Source organism: Colwellia sp. KS18-150 (assembly GCF_057551365.1).
Genome location: NZ_BAAJMC010000001.1, coordinates 451,916 through 471,030, shown reverse-complemented (window position 1 = coordinate 471,030; position 19,115 = coordinate 451,916). Strand labels below are relative to the sequence as shown.

At 38.5% G+C, this 19,115-nt stretch carries 17 protein-coding genes; 8 read left to right on the top strand and 9 right to left on the bottom strand.

The window, feature by feature from the left end; genetic code table 11:
* The first annotated feature begins 188 nt into the window (after positions 1-188).
* Both AC27IF_RS02200 and AC27IF_RS02195 read left to right on the top strand, forming a co-directional pair.
* Positions 189-1,367 carry a PepSY-associated TM helix domain-containing protein gene (locus AC27IF_RS02200; RefSeq protein WP_487051737.1) on the top strand — a complete coding sequence of 393 codons (1,179 nt, stop codon included), beginning with the start codon at positions 189-191 and terminating at the stop codon, positions 1,365-1,367.
* Positions 1,367-1,840 (top strand): hypothetical protein, encoded by a 474-nt coding sequence (locus tag AC27IF_RS02195; protein ID WP_487051735.1) that lies wholly within the window; start codon positions 1,367-1,369, stop codon positions 1,838-1,840. The genes AC27IF_RS02200 and AC27IF_RS02195 overlap by 1 nt, the downstream gene beginning before the upstream one ends.
* 35 nt (positions 1,841-1,875) lie before the next feature.
* Here the strand turns inward: AC27IF_RS02195 and AC27IF_RS02190 are convergent, their stop codons facing one another.
* The 5 genes from AC27IF_RS02190 to AC27IF_RS02170 form a co-directional block, all read right to left on the bottom strand.
* The gene (locus AC27IF_RS02190; RefSeq protein WP_487051733.1) at positions 1,876-3,624 is read right to left on the bottom strand and encodes an amidohydrolase; all 1,749 of its coding nucleotides are present in this window, start codon (positions 3,622-3,624) and stop codon (positions 1,876-1,878) included.
* Positions 3,625-3,637: 13 nt separating this feature from the next.
* Positions 3,638-4,438: a transporter gene (locus AC27IF_RS02185; RefSeq protein ID WP_487051731.1), complete on the bottom strand. Its 801-nt coding sequence runs from the start codon at positions 4,436-4,438 to the stop codon at positions 3,638-3,640.
* A 253-nt stretch (positions 4,439-4,691) separates the two neighbouring features.
* Positions 4,692-5,117, bottom strand: coding sequence for a GNAT family N-acetyltransferase (locus tag AC27IF_RS02180; protein ID WP_487051729.1), 426 nt, complete (start codon positions 5,115-5,117; stop codon positions 4,692-4,694).
* Positions 5,118-5,240: 123 nt separating this feature from the next.
* Positions 5,241-6,131: a carboxylating nicotinate-nucleotide diphosphorylase gene (gene nadC / locus AC27IF_RS02175; RefSeq protein WP_487051727.1), complete on the bottom strand. Its 891-nt coding sequence runs from the start codon at positions 6,129-6,131 to the stop codon at positions 5,241-5,243.
* A 21-nt stretch (positions 6,132-6,152) separates the two neighbouring features.
* Positions 6,153-6,674 (bottom strand): retropepsin-like aspartic protease family protein, encoded by a 522-nt coding sequence (locus AC27IF_RS02170; protein ID WP_487051725.1) that lies wholly within the window; start codon positions 6,672-6,674, stop codon positions 6,153-6,155.
* Positions 6,675-6,719: 45 nt separating this feature from the next.
* On the opposite strand from AC27IF_RS02170, the gene ampD reads away from it, so the two are divergent.
* From ampD to lpdA, 6 genes are all read left to right on the top strand, one after another.
* Entirely contained in the window at positions 6,720-7,340 is a 621-nt protein-coding gene (ampD, locus tag AC27IF_RS02165; protein WP_487051723.1) for a 1,6-anhydro-N-acetylmuramyl-L-alanine amidase AmpD, read from the top strand.
* A 16-nt stretch (positions 7,341-7,356) separates the two neighbouring features.
* Positions 7,357-8,274, top strand: a complete 918-nt coding sequence (gene ampE / locus AC27IF_RS02160) for a beta-lactamase regulator AmpE (RefSeq protein ID WP_487051721.1) — start codon at positions 7,357-7,359, stop codon at positions 8,272-8,274.
* Positions 8,275-8,596: 322 nt separating this feature from the next.
* The gene (pdhR, locus tag AC27IF_RS02155) at positions 8,597-9,343 is read left to right on the top strand and encodes a pyruvate dehydrogenase complex transcriptional repressor PdhR (RefSeq protein ID WP_487051719.1); all 747 of its coding nucleotides are present in this window, start codon (positions 8,597-8,599) and stop codon (positions 9,341-9,343) included.
* 207 nt (positions 9,344-9,550) lie between these two features.
* The gene (gene aceE, locus AC27IF_RS02150) at positions 9,551-12,229 is read left to right on the top strand and encodes a pyruvate dehydrogenase (acetyl-transferring), homodimeric type (protein ID WP_487051717.1); all 2,679 of its coding nucleotides are present in this window, start codon (positions 9,551-9,553) and stop codon (positions 12,227-12,229) included.
* A gap of 25 nt (positions 12,230-12,254) precedes the next feature.
* Positions 12,255-13,922 (top strand): dihydrolipoyllysine-residue acetyltransferase, encoded by a 1,668-nt coding sequence (gene aceF, locus AC27IF_RS02145; RefSeq protein WP_487051715.1) that lies wholly within the window; start codon positions 12,255-12,257, stop codon positions 13,920-13,922.
* Positions 13,923-14,019: 97 nt separating this feature from the next.
* Positions 14,020-15,456, top strand: a complete 1,437-nt coding sequence (lpdA, locus tag AC27IF_RS02140) for a dihydrolipoyl dehydrogenase (RefSeq protein ID WP_487051713.1) — start codon at positions 14,020-14,022, stop codon at positions 15,454-15,456.
* A 101-nt stretch (positions 15,457-15,557) separates the two neighbouring features.
* On the opposite strand, the gene AC27IF_RS02135 is transcribed toward lpdA, so the two are convergent.
* From AC27IF_RS02135 to AC27IF_RS02120, 4 genes are all read right to left on the bottom strand, one after another.
* The gene (locus AC27IF_RS02135; RefSeq protein WP_487051711.1) at positions 15,558-16,229 is read right to left on the bottom strand and encodes a hypothetical protein; all 672 of its coding nucleotides are present in this window, start codon (positions 16,227-16,229) and stop codon (positions 15,558-15,560) included.
* Positions 16,230-16,491: 262 nt separating this feature from the next.
* Entirely contained in the window at positions 16,492-17,082 is a 591-nt protein-coding gene (locus tag AC27IF_RS02130) for a hypothetical protein (protein WP_487052215.1), read from the bottom strand.
* A 142-nt stretch (positions 17,083-17,224) separates the two neighbouring features.
* On the bottom strand, positions 17,225-17,917 hold the full coding sequence (locus tag AC27IF_RS02125; RefSeq protein ID WP_487051709.1) for a substrate-binding periplasmic protein: 693 nt from the start codon (positions 17,915-17,917) through the stop codon (positions 17,225-17,227).
* A gap of 83 nt (positions 17,918-18,000) precedes the next feature.
* Positions 18,001-18,942, bottom strand: coding sequence for a PDC sensor domain-containing protein (locus AC27IF_RS02120; protein ID WP_487051707.1), 942 nt, complete (start codon positions 18,940-18,942; stop codon positions 18,001-18,003).
* Between the last annotated feature and the right edge of the window lie 173 nt (positions 18,943-19,115).

Below are 19,115 nucleotides of genomic sequence, written 5' to 3'. Positions count from 1 at the left end.
TATAAGAATTTAATCGCGCATATTGTACATCTAAACAATCAACCATGTAAATGATAACCATTATCATTATTACTCAAAAATACAAATAACAATGATTATCGATAAGATTAGATTGATAATTAAACTTGAGAAGATTACTATGCACGCTAAATTACAGTTAAGCAGACACGCAATAACGCGGATTTATCATGGTAAAACTCTCTAATCGTTTCTGGTTCCAGCTACATGGTTGGTTTTCTTTGCCTATTTGGGTAATTTTTTGCTTTGTGTGTTTAACAGGTACCATCTCTGTAATCAGCCACGAATTAACTTGGCTCACCAATCCATCAGCACGGGCAGTTAACCCAAATGCGCTACCTGAAAAAACCATGCCTGAGCTTATAGCTATTGTTGAAAAAGCATACCCAACAGCAAAAGTAAGTACTGCGATGAATTTCGAGTCATACTTGGTCAATGCGGTCATTTTTACCGACAGCGATAAACCTTTTGCTATTGCTTATGTCAATCAATACACAGGAGATATTCAAGCCATTGTTGAAGGGATGACCTTCATTAACTTTATGCGCTCATTACATGGCTGGTTATTATTTCCTTGGCAAAATAGTTATAGTGTCGGCTATTACCTTGTCTGCGCTATGGCAATTGTTATGTTAGGAGCACTGATCACAGGTCTTATTGTTTATAAAAAGTTTTGGCGTGCATTCACTCAGCCAAAACTACGCCTTAATCAAGGAAAAAAAACACTACTGGCTGATTTACACAAATTGTCGGGAGTTTGGTCCATTTGGTTCTTAATACTGATGAGCCTTACTGGTTTATGGTATCTAGTACAAGCTATGTTGTGGCATAACCACATTGATATCGAGCCTCACCCTCCTCTGGTTAAAGTAGCTCAATTACCAATCGGCAGTAAGAACATACCGGTAAAACCTGTCACCTTACCTGATGCACTGACTATTGCTCAGCAGAAGTTTCCTGACTTTAAAGCCACCTACATCATGCCACCAGAGCATAATAGAGATACTTATAAACTCTATGGTGAAGGTGATTTTATTTTCTTTGATCAATACTCCTATGGTGTCATCGTTAACCCTTGGACTGGTAACATTGAAAGTGAAAGATCACCAGCAAAAATGAATGCCATACAAACCTTATCTCATATTGCTAACCCACTGCATTACGGAACAATTGGCGGTATTTGGACGAAAATAATTTGGTTTATTTTTGGGGTGATTTTAACTGGTATGTCTATCACTGGATTTTTAATGTGGGGAAGTCGTACAGTAAAAGCTACCAGAGGCCAGACATTAAAATCATCAAAAATGGCAAATAGAGAAACCTCACTGACTCAGCAGGAAACAATTTAATGGCACGTATCAGCAATACCTTTTGGAATCGATATAAATATAAAATAAATAGCCTTGTTTTGCTGTTATCTGTTTATTTTCTTTATCAATCTTTATTTCCACAGTTTCCGGACACATGGGAGAAACAAACCTTAGGAGCATTTGAAATAGCGCCTATGCCTTATAACCTGGAAGTTCCTTACTTGCATGATGGCATTTACACTAAAGATTTTTTCCTTATTTTTAGTCAAGGCAAAGTTGCCGACATTCGCCAAGGCTACCTAAATATAGGTGTTAAGCCTTTGCCATTAGCACAATTACAAACAGGTGATGGTGGGATTTTACACGGTAGTCAACATGGTCAAGAAGTTCATGCTATTGCACCTAAAACGATAAAAAAAGAAGATAAATTATGGCTAACTATAGAAGATTGGCAAGGTCAGCAGTTAGTAACTAGCTGGGACATTCCGGTAGAATTAGTGAGTGAAAGTTAGTATTTTCTTTCACTCACCTGTTGGGCTGGTTACTTTCAATGTTTTATCGGGTAAAGCTTACCTTCGAAAACCGTTCCCCAAATTGCGATATCTTTAATTTTACTTTTTCGCACTTTATAAGGGTTTTGTTCAAGCACAACAAAGTCAGCTTTTTTACCGACACGAATAGAGCCTATGCTGTCCTCTTTTCTCATCGCCCAAGCACCATTTATTGTTACCGCCTTTAATGCTTCGTCAACGCTAATCGCCTGCGTTTTCGCATTTTGATTGCCATTGATGGTTGTTCTATTTACGGCTGCCCATACTAACGTCAGTGGACTTAATGGCGCCATAGGTGCGTCTGAATGTAAAGCTAAACGCATGCCTGCTCTGCCGACACCTGCTAAGGGTGACATATTTCGGCTACGATCTTCACCTAGCCAATTCTCTGCGTACATATCAGCAAGAATATATTGATAATAAGGGTTTGCCGAAACGCCCATTCCTAATGCCGCCATTTGGTGCATTTGATCTTCAGTGCCATATAAAAAATGCTCTAATAGCGTACGATGATCAAAACGTGGTTTTTGTTTTTGTAAGCGCGCCACTAAACTAATTAGCGCATCAGTGCTTTTATCGCCATTGGTATGAGCATGTAACTGATAACCTGCATTCCAAAATGTTTCAGCGTATTTATAAGTTGTTTCTAGTGGCGACATCCAAATACCCTGATGACCATCGATATAACCCGGGAAGTCCATTTGGCCTAAGCCAGAAAAAGCAGCGCCATCCATCATCAATTTAAAGTGACCATCCAACATGACTTTATCGTTACTCGCAGCCTCCCATGTTTGCACTTGTTTTAATGCTTCTGCTGGCGAAACTTTTCGCGTAAGAAAGTCGGTGATAAAAGGCGTTAATACTATGCGCGCAGGCGCATCTGCCATGGCTTTTTTCACCATAGCGATTTCGGCTTCTGGATCACCAAAAATACCAATTCCCATATCCATTGCTGAAGTAACACCGCCTAGATGGAGCATTTCAACAAAACTTTCCATACCTTGAGCATATGATTTAGGGGTCATGATTTTCGGCATTAATTTAGGTACAAGAACGACTTTAGCGCCATATTCCGTAAACTGCCCTCTTTGCCAATTGATATCATGAGCATAAGGCGCTATTTCTGCTTCTGTAACGCCGAGTAGCTCTATCGCCTTGGTATTGGCAATTAACTCATGAAATGAGCGGTGCCAAAGAATAACCGGTGTATTAGGAAATAAATCATCAAGTATTGGCCGGTAAACCTCACCATGCCATAACTGATGAAAGCCCCAGCTGATAAACGGAATATTCTGATCTTTTGTAGAGTCATTTTGATAAGCCGCTACTTGTTTTTTCAAACTAGCAATATACTCTTGGTGATTTTTAGCCCCTGGAAAATCACCCGTAGGGATATGCCAATCATCGGGGGCTAAAAATGGAAACTGCGTTAAAATAGCAGGTAACGAAGGGTGAACATGCGGGTCGATAAAACCTGGCATTAATACTTTATTTTTAAAGGTTTCATCAATAACCACTTTTCGATCTTTCATCCAAGGGGCTAAAGACTTTAGTGAGCCTACTGACACTATTTTCCCATGAGCGACAGCAACGGCCGTTGCCTCAGGAATAGTTTCGTCCATAGTGATAATTTTTTTAGCGATATAAACCGTTAATTCATTAATTTCTTTATTGGTTTTTGCATTGACGATAAAACTAGCCACTGAAATCGTCAGCGTTAATAGTATTATTTGAATGTTTCGCATTACTATGTCCTTATTATTTTGGAATGAGCCAAGTGACTGCAAATCTTACACCTAGGCCTTCAGGACCACCATCAGGACTATCAAGCCAATACCTAGCGCCCAATGCAAAACTTAATGTTTGGCTACCAACTCGAGCAACTTGACTGGCAATTAAGTTCAACGGCACAGATTTTTCATCACGCTCCCAGTCATAGGTAGTTTCACTGTTAAAGAATAGAGATGTTGCTGTTGGCCAGGTATAGCCAATAAAAGGCTGCACAAAAGTGGCGTTAACGTCTGCCGCGTCACTATCGCCAGCGACACTCCAAATATGATTTGCTAAAGCACCATAAGTCCAGCCGTTTTCTTGTTTTAAAATAACCGCTGTCGGCCCTAAGCCAAATTTATCCGAAGCAAAATTATCTTCAGAGGCGGTGGGAAGTAATAACACGGGCCCCGCTCCCCATATCCAACCATTATCGGTAGCAGCTTTAGGAGAAAAGAATACTGATTGCACAATATCACCAATACCTGAGAAGCTCTCATTGCCAGTATCATGACTAATAACAGGTAAAATGGTACGGGAAATCACATTCCAATCTTTATTTAACTCAATAGGAATAACAGGCTGAATATTGGCCATTAACCGAGAGCCTTTTTCATCAAGACCATAATTTTCATCATAGTTAATTTGAATAGGCGCACTGATCATAGCTGCAATAGGATTATTTAATTTTTTGGCGACTTCTTCATTACTTAACCCTTCAAATGCAAAACTGCTAAAAGCAATGGCATTTAACGTCACTAATGAAACAATTGACTTAAGTTTTTCCATGTCGGTTCCTTAATTCTCTAACTGATAATGTCTTATAAGAATCTTCTACTTTTCAATGGTAATATTTATACCATGTTGAATAGACAAACATTAACAATTTAAACATCTAAATCATACGATTAATTAACACAAAATCGCCGCTGCGATAGAGGGGATTTAACCTCAACTTGGGATAATGGCTTAGCTAACCAATAAATGTAAGCTCAAATGACAGAGAAATAGTAAGTGATCAAAGTGAAGTTAACTGGAAAACTTATAGGAATTTACACATGCCATTTCCTAAGGAATGGTTAGGTCTTTCAAGATAGGCGTAACGAGCATAAAAGGGCTCTTTCCCTTTCGCAGCGAGAAGTCCTATAGTGGCTCCTTGTTTAGCAGTAACGGATAGGTAATGCTCTATTTTATCCATCAATGTTGCACCTAGCCCCAGACCTTGATAGTCGGGAGCAACGACGACATCTTGAATGTAAAAGTACATAGCGCCATCACCAATAACTCGGCCCATGGCAATAAGCTTTTCGTTATCGTAAATAGCAACATGAAAAAGACTATTTTGCAGACTTAATTTAACATTATTTTCTGCAGGACTCTCCCAACCAACTTGAGTTCTTAACGATATAAAATCAGCTACTGTCGGGCTGTCTAGCGTTAATGCAAATTGATGAGGTAAAGTTGACATAATGTGAAGTGACAATAGTGATTGTATAAATAATTACTTAGATCACATCTAGGCTAGTATTGATGCTGACAAGTTGTTTAACAACTGCCTAACCTAGATGTTCCATTTATTCAAAGTAGGCTGTTACTTAAAACGCATGGACAAATCAACGGCTTGTACATGTTTAGTGAGCGCTCCAGAAGAAATAAAATCTACTCCGGCTTTAGTATATTCTTGTAATATCTCTATCGTCATATTACCGGATACTTCTAATTTAGCTTTGCCTCGGGTCGCAGTGACAGCTTCTTCAATCATAGCTGGCGTAAAATTATCTAACATAATAATATCAGCACCCGCGTTAAGAGCTTGTTGTAATTCATCCATTAACTCAACTTCAACTTCGACTGTTTTATCACTATGATTTTGCTTAGCTGTAGCAACAGCTTGGGCAATACCACCACAAGCAGCGATATGATTTTCTTTAATTAAAAATGCATCAAACAAACCAATACGATGATTAACGCCACCACCACAAAGTACCGCGTATTTTTGTGCACTACGCAGGCCAGGTAAAGTTTTACGAGTATCTAGCAATTTAGTATTAGTACCTGATAACTCTTTCACATAATGACTTGTCAGGGTTGCTGTTCCAGAAAGCGTTTGCAAAAAGTTTAATGCGCTACGCTCACCTGTAAGTAATGTTCGCGCATTACCTTCTAATTCAAATAATGTGGTATTAGCTTTCACCATTTGGCCATCATTAACAAACCAGGTTATTTTAGTATTGGCATTATCAATATCGGCGGCATCTAACTGGGCAAAAACTTCATTAACCCATGCCACACCACAAACAATACAATCTTCACGGGTAATTACCGTAGCTACAGCTTGTTCGGTTTCTGGGATAAGCATTGCCGTTATATCGTCAGTGGTGCTTGGTGTTTGCTCATCATTAATACCTAAATCTTCTTTAAGCGCCCAAGTAACGGTTGATGTTATGTCTTGTTGTAGTTTGGCTAATTCAGCAGTATGCATTGGTTTTTCCAGTTATGCCCTTTAAGGGGTTTCTCGCAAGGTAAGTTGTTTGCCTGTTTGGCTAAATTCGACTTTTTTTAACGCGCTCATCCCTAACAAAATCGAATCACTTTTCATTCCAGGGTTAATGTGCGCCGCGACATTATATAGGAAAATGTTTCCAATGCTAAGCTGATCTATTTGAGTTCTATATACTGTCACGTTACCGTTAGCTGTTTGTACTGGATAGCTACCAAAACTTTCTAGCTGTAATTCATCAGCGATATGGGCAGGAATTGACACTTGTGTCGCGCCTGTATCTAATAAAAATACCACAGGTGTTTCATTGATAGAGCCTTGTGTAACATAGTGCCCTTGCCTGTTTTGCTTTAATACTACTTCAGCTTGCCCAGCACTAGTTAAGCTAACCTGTGGTCTACTGTTAGGGTTATATTGTTCATCAAGTACTCCCTGAAAAACAAACATTAATAAAACTAGCGCCATAATCCACGCTAGCCAAACAAATGCTTTACCTATTTTGTTTGTTGAGTCATCTTCAGTCATAATAAGATCAATATTAAATTAGATAATTGAAACTAAAAGTATTGTATGTCGTTAAGCGCACAGAAAAAAGCTGAATTAAGTAATAATTTATTACCTTGCTTTGCTATAAAGCAAGGTTGGCTACAAGGCATAAAACAGCTAAAGTCAGACTTCTTTACACCTCGCTCGCTCGAGGAAAAGATCTGTTTATTAGTTATTCATAATATTTCACTACCTGCGGGTGAATTTGGAAATAACCATATAAATGAGCTTTTCTTAGGCACTTTAAATCCTGATGATCATCCTAGTTTTGCAGATATTGCTACATTACAAGTCTCTGCCCATTGCTTAATTAGACGAGATGGCAGTATTATTCAATATGTTAGCTTCGACGATAAAGCTTGGCATGCTGGTATTTCTTGTTTTGAAGGGGTTGAAAAGTGTAATGACTTTTCTATCGGTATTGAACTTGAGGGAACTGACGATTTACCTTACCAAGAAATACAATATCAGCAGCTAGTAAAATTAACACAATGTTTGCAACAGAATTACCCATTAATCAGTGATGCAAATATCGTTGGTCATTGTGATATAGCGCCAGGGAGAAAAACCGACCCCGGTCAAGCTTTTGATTGGCAATATTTTCAACAAAAATTAACAAAAATAAAAGCAACTACACCAAGATAACCCTATAGAGAATTATATGAGTTTACTAAGTTTACTAATCGCCCTAATAGCGGAAAAATCATTATCCTCATCCCTGTGGCGATTTGATCATTATTATCAGCAATACGTCAATTTCTTCCAAAATAATGCCACATTATCACAACTAAAAGATAGCAACCTCAGTTACAGCATTTTTTTGCTTATTCCGGTTGCCGTTGTCTACGCAATATTATCCATAGTAGGTGATGGTTTATTGCATTTAATTATTTCGACGCTAATACTTATTGTCAGTTTTGGCTGTATCTCTATCAGGGATAGCTATAAGCAATATTTACATTCTGCTTTTCGTGGTGAAACGACAACAACTGAGTTGCATCATCAGCAATTATTGCAAGATAAAAACTTACCTCAAATGGGGTTTGGTCAGGCACTTATTTGGCTGAATTACCGTTACTATATCGCTATTATGTTATTTTTTATCACCTTTGGTGCTGCCGGCGTTGTATTTTATCGATTGCTAACAACCGTGATAGAACAACAAAATGGCTGTTCAAATGAAACACAAGCTGAAGAAAGCCAACTTAATGTTGAAGAAGCAGATGAAATAACCACGGAAAATGCTCAACCCGATGTGCCCGATCTTTCATCCGGCTGTAAAAATTATCATGATGTATTGTTTTATCTTGATTGGTTGCCTGTTCGTATAACTTCATTTGGCTATATGTTCGTTGGTCACTTTTCAAAGGCCTTACCTATTTGGTTAGAAAGCTTGTTTGATGGTAAGAAACCTACTCATGAAATTTTAATTGATGTAGCTCAGAAGTCAGAAGACATTATGGTTGATGAAGAAGACTGTACTGCAGAGCCATGCCTGCTAGTTCGTCTAGCTAAGCGTAATGTATTATTATTACTAGCCGTGATCTCAATACTCACCTTAATGGGTATTGTAAACTAAGCAGCAAGTAGCTTGTAAGGGGTATCTTATTTAAATTTAGAGCCCCTAAATACCTTTTGAAATCCTCCTTACATTGGTAAGACCATTACTTTTAAATACTTAAATTAAACACTCGTTTAAAGTTTAAACTCTATTTTTATCGCCGTATTTCTCAGTAAATTACCTTGCTTTAATAACCACCTTCAACTAAATTACATTGCAAATATGGCGTTTGTTTGCTATTTTATTGTCTGTAACTTTAATGGTCTTACCAATTTACCACTAAAATCATAGGCGATTTGTCGCTAAAACAGATAATACATGAATCAAGGTTATACCGTTAATGCCACAACCATTAAAACAGCAAAAGCTATCTGACATTATTCTAGCGCAACTAGAAAACATGATTATTGAAGGTAGCTTACAGCCGGGTGAGAAGTTATTACCTGAGCGAGAGCTGGCGAAACAATTTGAAGTTTCTAGGCCTTCTTTAAGAGAAGCGGTACAAAAATTAGAAGCCAAAGGGTTAGTAACTCGCAAACAAGGTGGCGGAACTTTTGTAACCAAAACAATCATGAAATCTTTTGCTGAGCCTTTATTCGATTTAATGGCAAATAGTAATGAATCACAATTTGATTTATTAGAATTTCGTCATGGTATGGAAGGCATGGCTTCTTATTATGCCGCGATGCGAGGTACTAGTGCCGACTTTGATCTCATTCATGCCAAACATGATCTCATTGGCAGTAGCCAGTTAGAAAACAATTTTCGCTTAGAAGCCGAAGCTGTTTATGAATTTCACATTGTGATATGTGCGGCATCTCATAACGCTGTGATATTACATACTGCACGAAGTATGTCGGCTTTATTGATAGACAATATAGAACAAAACTTAACAGTTTTAGCTAAACGCCCTGATATCTTTAGCAAGATAACTGATTATAGAAAGAGCTTACTCGAGGCAATATCGAGCGGACAACCTAAAAAAGCTTGGGGAGCAAGTCACCGCCACCTCGCTTTTATTGAAGAAGTTTTATTAAAGTTAACCCAAGAAAATAGTCGTATGGAACGTTCCATGAGACGAATGTAATCATTATTGCTACTCAATGATTACACAACAGCACATAACAACGTGCAAAAATTAGAATTAGATGTAAGAAAAATTTAACAGCAAACTTAACTAGAGTCAGTACTATTAACTCAAGAAAGACAGTTTGCACAAATACAGTGGTATAGCCTAGCTTATACCGAATTGGTAAATATTAAATACAAATAAAGATATTGGAGAGAACGCAATATGTCAGATCTACCAAACATTGATATTGATTCATTAGAAACCCAGGAGTGGTTGGAATCAATGGAATCAGTATTAGAAAATGAAGGGCCGGAGCGCGCGCATTTTTTACTTGAAGCCTTAATTGATCGTGCTCGTCGCGGTGGAACACATTTACCTTTTGACGCAACGACTGCGTATGTAAATACTATCCCACCGGGTCAAGAGCCACATATGCCTGCAGACCAAACCATTGAAGCACGTATTCGTGCTGCTGTTCGTTGGAATGCATTAGCGCTAGTACTTCGTGCTTCTAAAAAAGATTTAGAGCTTGGTGGTCACATTGGTAGTTTCGCTTCAAGTTCAACTTTGTATGATGTTGGTTTTAACCACTTTTTCAAAGCAGCCACAGACAAAGACGGCGGCGATTTCATTTTCGCACAAGGCCATATTTCACCGGGTATCTATGCTCGTGCCTTTTTAGAAGGTCGTTTAACTGAAGAGCAAATGGCTAACTTCCGTCAAGAATGTGATGGAAAAGGTTTATCTTCTTATCCTCACCCACATTTAATGGATGATTTCTGGCAGTTCCCTACTGTATCTATGGGTTTAGGTCCACTACAAGCAATTTACACTGCACGTTTCCTTAAGTACTTAACTAACCGTGGTATTAAAGATTGTTCTGACCAACGTGTATACTGTTTCTTAGGAGATGGTGAAACGGATGAGCCTGAATCATTAGGTGCAATCGGTTTAGCCTCTCGTGAAGGTTTAGATAACTTAACTTTTATCATCAACTGTAACTTACAACGTCTTGATGGTCCTGTTCGTGGTAACGGCAAAATCATTCAAGAACTTGAAGGTACATTCCGTGGCGCAGGCTGGGAAGTTGTTAAGGTAATTTGGGGTAGCTATTGGGATCAATTAATAGCACGTGACACTTCAGGTAAATTATTACAGTTAATGAATGAAACCGTTGATGGTGAATATCAAAACTGTAAAGCGAAAGGCGGTAAGTACACCCGCGAAAACTTCTTCAACAAATATCCAGAAACAGAAGCTATGGTTGCTAATATGTCTGATAAAGACATCTGGCGTTTAAACCGTGGTGGTCATGATCCTGTGAAAGTGTATGCTGCTTATGAAAAAGCAATGAACACTAAAGGTCGTCCAACAGTAATCTTAGCGAAAACCGTTAAAGGTTTTGGTTTAGGTGCATCAGGTGAAGCATTAAACATTGCTCACAACGTTAAGAAAATGGATGTTGAATCAATCAAGCATTACCGCGATCGTTTCAATATGCCAATCAGTGATGAAAACATCGAAGACTTACCTTTCTATCAATTCCCTGAAGATAGTGAAGAATACAAGTATATGATGGCTCGTCGTGAAGCACTTGGTGGCTCATTACCTGCACGTCGTCAGCAACCAGAAGAGTCAATGGAAATTCCACCATTGAAATCTTTTGACGCAATAACAAAAGGCTCAGGTGAACGTGAAGTATCATCTACCATGACTTTTGTTCGTGTATTAAATGCATTACTTAAAGACAAGAAAATCGGCAAACGCATCGTACCAATCATTCCTGATGAAGCGCGTACTTTTGGTATGGAAGGTTTATTCCGCCAAGTAGGTATTTACGCTAACGAAGGTCAAAAATACGTACCACAAGATGCTGACCAAGTCGCTTACTACCGTGAAGATAAAAAAGGTCAAGTATTACAAGAAGGTATTAACGAGTTAGGCGCCATGGCATCATGGGTTGCTTCGGGTACTTCTTACTCAACTTGTAACGCAACAACCATACCTTTCTATGTATATTACTCTATGTTTGGTTTCCAACGTGTTGGTGATTTAGCATGGGCTGCTGGTGATAGCCAAGCACGTGGTTTCTTATTAGGTGCAACGGCTGGTAGAACAACACTTAACGGTGAAGGTTTACAACATCAAGATGGACATTCTCACGTTCAAGCCGGTTTAATTCCAAACTGTGTTACTTACGATCCGACTTATGGTTATGAAATTGCGGTAATCGTTCGTGATGGTTTACGTCGTATGTATGAAGATAATGAAAATGTTTTCTACTACCTAACGTTAATGAACGAAAACTATAAGCACCCTGCTATTCCTGATACCAAAGATATTAGCGATCAAATTATCAAAGGTATTTATCAGTTAGAGCAAGCGGCTCCGAAGAAAAAAGCTATTGCTAATGTACAATTAATGGGCTCAGGCACTATTTTAGAAAAAGTACGTCAAGCTGCGCAAATCCTAGCTGAAGACTACAATGTATCAAGTGATGTCTACTCGGTAACTTCATTTAATGAACTAGCTCGTGACGGTCAAGATGTGACGCGTTGGAACATGCTTCACCCAGAAAGTGAGCAACGTGTTCCATACATCACTAGTGTTATTACTAAAGAAGCTGGCCCTGCCATTGCTGCAACGGATTACATTAAAAACTATTCTGATCAAGTTCGTGCCTATATCGATACTGAGTACCGCTGTTTAGGTACTGATGGTTTTGGCCGTAGTGATAGCCGTGACAACTTACGTCAACATTTCGAAGTTGACCAAAACTACATTGTTGTTGCTGCATTATTTGAACTATCTAACCGTGGTGACGTTGAGCGTAGTGTTGTAAGTGAAGCGATTAAACGCTTTAACATCAACGCTGATAAACTTAACCCACTTTACGCTTAATTAGTGACTAGATAAGGAAAAGAACATGTCTAATGAAAAAATTCTAGTCCCAGATGTTGGCGGCGAAGAAGTTGAAATCATAGAAATTTGTGTTGCTGTTGGCGATGCACTTGAAGCTGATGAAGGTATTGTTACTGTTGAAACAGATAAAGCCTCTATGGATATTCCAGCACCTTTCGCTGGTACCTTGGCAAGCTTATCAGTGTCAGTTGGCGATAAAATCAAAGAAGGCGACGTTATTGGTGAAATCACTGCAGGTGAAGCTGCGGTAGAAGAAGCTCCTGAAGCAGAAGCCCCTGCCGCTGAAGCTCCAGTTGCCGAAGCTGCACCTGTTGCAGAAGCTCCAGCTCCTGTAGCTGCACCTTCTGCACCAGCAGCGTCAGAAGTTATTGAAGTTGCAGTTCCAGATATTGGTGAAGACGGTGAAGTTGAAGTTATTGATGTTTTAGTCAGTGCTGGTGATACTATCGAAGAAGAAGATGGTTTGATCACCCTTGAAACTGATAAAGCGACTATGGACGTACCTTCAAGCCACGCCGGTACTGTCAAAGAAGTATTCATAAACGTTGGTGATAAAGTTAAGCAAGGTAGCATAGTTATCAAGCTTGAAACATCAGGTGGAGCTCCTGTTGATGCTCCTGCACCTGTTCCAGCACCAGCGACTCCTGCTGCTCCAGTAGCTGCGCCTGCGAAAGTTGCACCTACAACGGCACCAACGAGCTCACCAGTTCCACACCACCCACAAGCAGGTACAAGTAAGAAGGGTACAATTTATAGCTCTCCTTCAATTCGCCGTATTGCTCGTGAGTTTGGTGTTGACCTTACTTTAGTAAAAGGTACTGGCAATAAGGGTCGTATTTTAAAAGAAGATGTGCAGTCTTATGTTAAATATGAACTTTCTCGTCCTAAAGCTAATGCAGGTAGTTCTGTATCTGCCGGTGAAGGCGGTTTACAAGTTGTTAGCGCTAAGCCAATTGATTTCTCAAAATTTGGTGAAATTGAAACAAAAGCTTTATCACGTATTCAAAAGATATCTGGCCCATTCTTACACCGTAACTGGGTAACGATTCCACATGTTACGCAATTTGATGAAGCTGATATCACCAATGTTGAAGCCTTCCGTAAAGAACAAAATGTTGTTTGTGAAAAACAAAAACTTGGTTTTAAAATTACGCCATTAGTATTTATTTTAAAAGCTGCAGCTGATGCTTTACGTGCTTTCCCAACCTTTAACTCAAGCTTGAGTGAAGATGGCGAGAGCTTGATTTTGAAGAAATACATCCATATAGGTGTTGCTGTAGATACTCCTAACGGTTTAGTGGTACCAGTAGTGCGCGATGTTGATAAAAAAGGTATTCATGAGTTATCTCGCGAATTGCTTGAAATCAGTATGAAAGCACGTGACGGTAAGCTAAAAGCGGCTGATATGCAAGGTGGTTGTTTCACTATATCAAGCCTTGGCGGTATTGGTGGTACAGCATTTACGCCTATCGTTAATGCGCCTGAAGTAGCTATTTTAGGTGTTTCAAAATCTGAAATGAAACCTAAGTGGAATGGTAAAGATTTTGAGCCTAAGCTAATGTTACCTTTATCAATGTCATACGATCATCGCGTAATTGATGGCGCTTTAGCTGCTCGCTTTACCGTACATCTAGCTAGCGTAATGTCTGACATTCGTAAGTTAATACTTTAGTCAAAATTTAAAATTAATATTGGCGAAATTCAGCAGATAAGCGTAGAATTTCGCCATAAATATTTTCAACCAATAAATAAGGTTAACGAGGAAAATTATGAGTGATATCAAAACTCAAGTAGTCGTTTTAGGATCAGGCCCTGGCGGTTATTCAGCCGCCTTTCGCGCAGCAGATTTAGGCTTAGATGTTGTATTAGTAGAAAAATACGATAGTTTAGGTGGTGTTTGTTTAAATGTTGGCTGTATCCCATCAAAAGCATTATTACATGTAGCTAAAGTAATTGATGATGCTAAAGATATGGCAGCTCACGGCGTTACCTTTGGTGAGCCAAAAATTGATTTAGAAAAAATTCGTCAATGGAAAGACAAAGACGTAGTTGGCAAACTTACGCAAGGTGTTGGCGGAATGGCCAAAATGCGTAAAGTTAACACTGTTACTGGCTATGGTAAATTCGCTTCAGATAAAACAGTTGAAGTAGAAGGCAGCGATGGTAAGAAAACTACCATTACTTTTGATAATGCTATTATCGCTTGTGGTTCATCAGTGGTTGACCTACCTTTCATTCCAACTGAAGATCCACGTGTTATCGATTCAACAGGTGCACTTGAGCTTAAAGATGTACCAGCAGAAATGCTAGTACTTGGTGGCGGAATCATTGGTTTAGAAATGGGTACTGTATACAGCTCATTAGGCTCTAACGTTAGCGTTGTTGAATTTGCTGACCAACTAGTGCCAGCGGCTGATGCTGATATTGTTAAAATCTACACCAAACATAATAAGCCACGTTTTAAATCAATTATGCTTTCAACTAAAGTTGTCGCTGTTGATGCAAAAGATGATGGTTTATATGTTACTTTTGAAGGTAAAAATGCACCTGCAGAGCAAGTACGTTACGACAAAATTTTAGTTGCTGTTGGCCGTAAGCCAAATGGTCACTTAGTTGCTGCTGACAAAGCCGGTGTAAATGTTGATGAACGTGGTTTCATCAATGTTTCAAAAGAAATGCGCACTAATGTACCGCACATCTTCGCTATCGGAGATGTAGTTGGTCAACCTATGCTTGCACATAAAGCTGTTCATGAAGCACATTGTGCTGCAGAAGTGATTTCTGGTAAGAAACATGAATTTGACCCACGTTGCATTCCTTCAATCGCTTATACTGATCCAGAAATGGCTTGGGTTGGTGTTACTGAACGTGAAGCGAAAGAGCAAGGCTTAAACATTGAAGCGGCTAATTTCCCATGGGCAGCTTCTGGCCGTGCTATTGCTTCTGCACGTACTGAAGGTAAAACTAAACTAATCTTTGAAAAAGACACTGGTCGTATATTAGGTGGTGGTATCGTTGGTATCAATGCTGGTGAATTACTAGGTGAAATTTGTTTAGCGGTTGAAATGGGCGCTGATGCTGAAGATATTGGTTTAACCATTCATGCTCACCCAACCTTGAACGAATCTATTGGCTTAGCAGCTGAAATTTTCGAAGGCTCAATTACTGATTTACCTAACGCGAAAGCAGTTAAGAAAAAGAAGTAATATATCAGTAGCATTAAGACGGTAAAACTTCAGTCTTAATCAAGATGAAAGCCAGACTACTTATACTAGAGTGTCTGGCTTTTTTATAGGTGCTTACAAATTCAATAACTGTGTTTTACTCTTGCCGCGATTAATAATGATATGGCAAAGAGCATTAAAATATTTGGCTCAGGTATTTGTTGCGAAAGAGCATTACTAGCATTTGGAGAGTAAGCCGTAAGCAATCTCGCCCAATCCCCTGGCTTACTTGCCTTCCAAAGAATGTTAACATGACTGCCATTAAAATCAGTAACATCTTTTTTTTCTAAACCTCTTAATCTAAAATCTGCATAATCAAGGCCCGGTAGCCCTAATAGCGCATCGCTACTAAAGAGGTTATTATCAGAAGTAATAAAAGCGAAAACTTGAGAATCTAAATGTATTGTCGCTGAAACCTTATTGCTGCTACCCAAGCCGGGATCCCACTGAAAATAATGACTCGACACTATTGTTCCCGCTTTAATGAATAGTGTTCCGGTATTAGTATTTTTAACAAACTCGACAGTTTCATCAAAAACACGGTCAACGCTTAAATCTTGCGTTAACAAGGTATTTTGCCTTTCATCCCAACCTAACAAAAGGCCATTGTTTGGATTAGCAAGAATAGGATTCGGTGGTGTTGTAATTACATTACATTGATTTGCACCAACACAATCCGTGAAATTAATTAAAGTCGCTTCGCTAGTTGGTATGAAATAGCATGTTAACAAGATAATCATTAATGAATTTTTCATAGTAATGCTCCTTTCTTTTAGTGAAAAGAGCAACTTTAATACCAGAAATGATTATTGATACTTAAGAAAAGTACAGTTAGTTATAAACAGTTAATATATAATGAATTTTTAAACATTTCCTATTTCTGCTATTAAAAGTTTATTTAAGAATAAAACTCAATGAAGGTCATTAATTGCGGATTGATTTGCAAATTGAATGTCACTTTCAATTTGCAAATTACAACCAAACATTTTTCTAAATAGTTTTGATTTTTACTGTAAGCTATTTCTCATATCCCCAAGGGGTAACTGGTTGAGCTACTTCTTTCGTTAAATCAAAATCAACTCTAAACTCTCGTCCTGGGCGGGTAAGTCGATAAGTAAACTTTTCAGGGTAAATATACATCTGCCAGGTATTTTCTATGGATTGAGGAATAGCCTGACTGACAAATAGTTCTTTTGAGTATTGATCGGCAGGGAAGCTTTGTACTTGTGACCAACCAGCATCGGTAGTGTGACCGCCATACATAGTAGAAACATCACTACTGCCATCTTCATGGCGGTGATCATGCTTAAGGCTCAAACCACTGCCTGTTTTGGTGATTATCCAAGTACGTGAAGCATTATCTCCAACATGGAATGGTATTTGTAATTCAGTCGCTGTACATTTTCGAATATGCATCACTAGCTTGCTAGTATTGAAGCTACTTGGTGGTGCATTATCCACAATAACTTTTCCCTCAAAAGACTTACCGCAAAGCGCCTTTAAACTCTTGAAAAAGTTATCCTGACTGGTAATGGAAACCAAAGGAGCTTGCGCTAAAGCCTGGCTTGAGATCATCATTAAACTCGTTGCTATGCTTAGTGCTTTAATACGTTTTATCATCATCTGCCTTTCAGTATCGTAAAAAATTACTTCAACGATAAATAAAAGCCGATATCTTAGCAATTTTTTCATTAAGAAAGCGTATAAATTTTGTCACTATATGTATTGTGGTGAGGTTATTGCGGACTTATCAAAAAGTATTGACTTGAAATAAAGGGGTAAATAAAGCATCTTCTTTTACACTTTGCAGCGCATTAGTTAAGTTTTTTACCACGGTTTTATCTGTCTTTAAGTTTACAGCAACATATAAATCAAATGACTCGATAACATCTCCTTGTCTTTCAAAGGAAGTAGTATTGAGGTGATTATTTGCAAATGCTACAGGAGCATTACCATAAGTTAGATCTGCCCTGCCAAGCTGTAACATTTTCCATGCACTGGCGTAATCAATAACGAGGATTAGGTTTTTTCCTTCAATAAACCCCTTACTTTGCAATGAAGAAGCTTCAAAACTATCACGCACTGAAACAACATTGTAATTTAGTGCATCTTCAAGTGTTTCAACCTTTATTTTGTCATTTGAACTCATAGAAAAAAAGCCATATTCAAGTGAGTGTAACTGACCAACCCATTGAAAAAGGCTTTCTCTTTTACGGCTTCGAGTGATGGAATAAATGATGGTATTCGTTTCATTAAGGGCCGTTTTATAAGCTCTAGCCCAAGGCATCACTTCTGAGTGAGCATTAATATTTGCTCGCTTTAACGCTTCTTCCATGATGAGGAAAGAATATCCACCCGTTAGTTTGCCATTTTCTACAACTTGATAAGGTGGCAGCTGCTCCGTTACTACTCGAATATCATCCGCATTAACAAAACGAGCCATTAAGGCTACTATTAAAAAGCAATAAACTCGCATCTTGAAAAACAACGATCAAAATATGGTGATTTCATACTACTACATAATGATCATTTCATCACATGGGTATTTTTCAAAATTGCCTCCGCTTTAGCTCCTAAATAAACATAACAACCTAAACCTATTAATAAACCGACGGATGTAGCCATCATCAATACCGCATTAGCTAAGTACTCAGGCGCGCCCAATACTGATTTAAACATTAATAGTAGCGCCTCAATTGACACAGCAATTAAAATGGTGGCGATAAAGCGAGTAATGGTTCTACGGGTTGAGCTATGGCGAAGAATATCTTTTTGCATTAACACTTCCTCTTCCATAGTGGTTTTAGCTAAGTCAAAAATAGCCAAGGCGAGTGTCAAAAAAATAATAATGCTAAAGGGCTTTATTTGTAGGCTATCTTGATTGGGGTTTAGTAATAAATCGACTATTTCACTGCCTGCTGAAAATAATAAAATAGCGACAATGAAAAACAATCCGAGCACAATACATGAATAAATACTGGTAAAAAAAGGATGGAATTTTTTACGCTTTCTATCCCCCATTAAAAATTCAATCGCGTGATTTAAATCTATGTCCAACACAAGTACACTTAGTACTTCACCAGCTTTGTTACAGTGCTTTAACGCCGCCGAAATACAAAGTTTATGGCTCGAGGTTGATAAATAGGGCTCAGTAACCACAATAGTATCACTCGCACAGGCTTGTAGAAAATAAGGACGATATGATCTATCAACGCCGACACCTATCGTCTTATCTACTTTATCAATTGTTTGACTGATGTTTGGACTAACCTGTATTCCTTCACTGTCCAAGGTATACATGATATCAACAAAAGGGTAGTTTTTAGTTAACCAAGACATTGAATCTTGCAGTAAATTAACATCAGTAAATAACCCTTCATCAAATATCCCTGCAATGATGGAGGCCATTAATTCATGAATTGAGTGCTGATATTCATGATATCGTTCAATCACACTTAAATAATTCATATAGCCTCCTGTTTGTGGGTTACTTCCTAGTAGATATTATACCAATCCATCTAAAGAAGTGACCACTTAGAACGACATGGGCGATATGAGAACAAACAAAATAGGTTTAGATATAGTTATTCTACATCAAACAAATTTTGTGCCTTTATCATGATGCTCATACGTTCCCGAAG

Excerpts from the sequence above, each read along its gene's own strand:
- AC27IF_RS02200 (WP_487051737.1), top strand. The coding sequence starts at position 189 with ATGGTAAAACTCTCTAATCGTTTCTGGTTCCAGCTACATGGTTGGTTT.
- AC27IF_RS02195 (WP_487051735.1), top strand. The coding sequence starts at position 1,367 with ATGGCACGTATCAGCAATACCTTTTGGAATCGATATAAATATAAAATA.
- AC27IF_RS02190 (WP_487051733.1), bottom strand. The coding sequence starts at position 3,624 with ATGCGAAACATTCAAATAATACTATTAACGCTGACGATTTCAGTGGCT.
- AC27IF_RS02185 (WP_487051731.1), bottom strand. The coding sequence starts at position 4,438 with ATGGAAAAACTTAAGTCAATTGTTTCATTAGTGACGTTAAATGCCATT.
- AC27IF_RS02180 (WP_487051729.1), bottom strand. The coding sequence starts at position 5,117 with ATGTCAACTTTACCTCATCAATTTGCATTAACGCTAGACAGCCCGACA.
- nadC (WP_487051727.1), bottom strand. The coding sequence starts at position 6,131 with ATGCATACTGCTGAATTAGCCAAACTACAACAAGACATAACATCAACC.
- AC27IF_RS02170 (WP_487051725.1), bottom strand. The coding sequence starts at position 6,674 with ATGACTGAAGATGACTCAACAAACAAAATAGGTAAAGCATTTGTTTGG.
- ampD (WP_487051723.1), top strand. The coding sequence starts at position 6,720 with ATGTCGTTAAGCGCACAGAAAAAAGCTGAATTAAGTAATAATTTATTA.
- ampE (WP_487051721.1), top strand. The coding sequence starts at position 7,357 with ATGAGTTTACTAAGTTTACTAATCGCCCTAATAGCGGAAAAATCATTA.
- pdhR (WP_487051719.1), top strand. The coding sequence starts at position 8,597 with ATGCCACAACCATTAAAACAGCAAAAGCTATCTGACATTATTCTAGCG.
- aceE (WP_487051717.1), top strand. The coding sequence starts at position 9,551 with ATGTCAGATCTACCAAACATTGATATTGATTCATTAGAAACCCAGGAG.
- aceF (WP_487051715.1), top strand. The coding sequence starts at position 12,255 with ATGTCTAATGAAAAAATTCTAGTCCCAGATGTTGGCGGCGAAGAAGTT.
- lpdA (WP_487051713.1), top strand. The coding sequence starts at position 14,020 with ATGAGTGATATCAAAACTCAAGTAGTCGTTTTAGGATCAGGCCCTGGC.
- AC27IF_RS02135 (WP_487051711.1), bottom strand. The coding sequence starts at position 16,229 with ATGAAAAATTCATTAATGATTATCTTGTTAACATGCTATTTCATACCA.
- AC27IF_RS02125 (WP_487051709.1), bottom strand. The coding sequence starts at position 17,917 with ATGGCTCGTTTTGTTAATGCGGATGATATTCGAGTAGTAACGGAGCAG.
- AC27IF_RS02120 (WP_487051707.1), bottom strand. The coding sequence starts at position 18,942 with ATGAATTATTTAAGTGTGATTGAACGATATCATGAATATCAGCACTCA.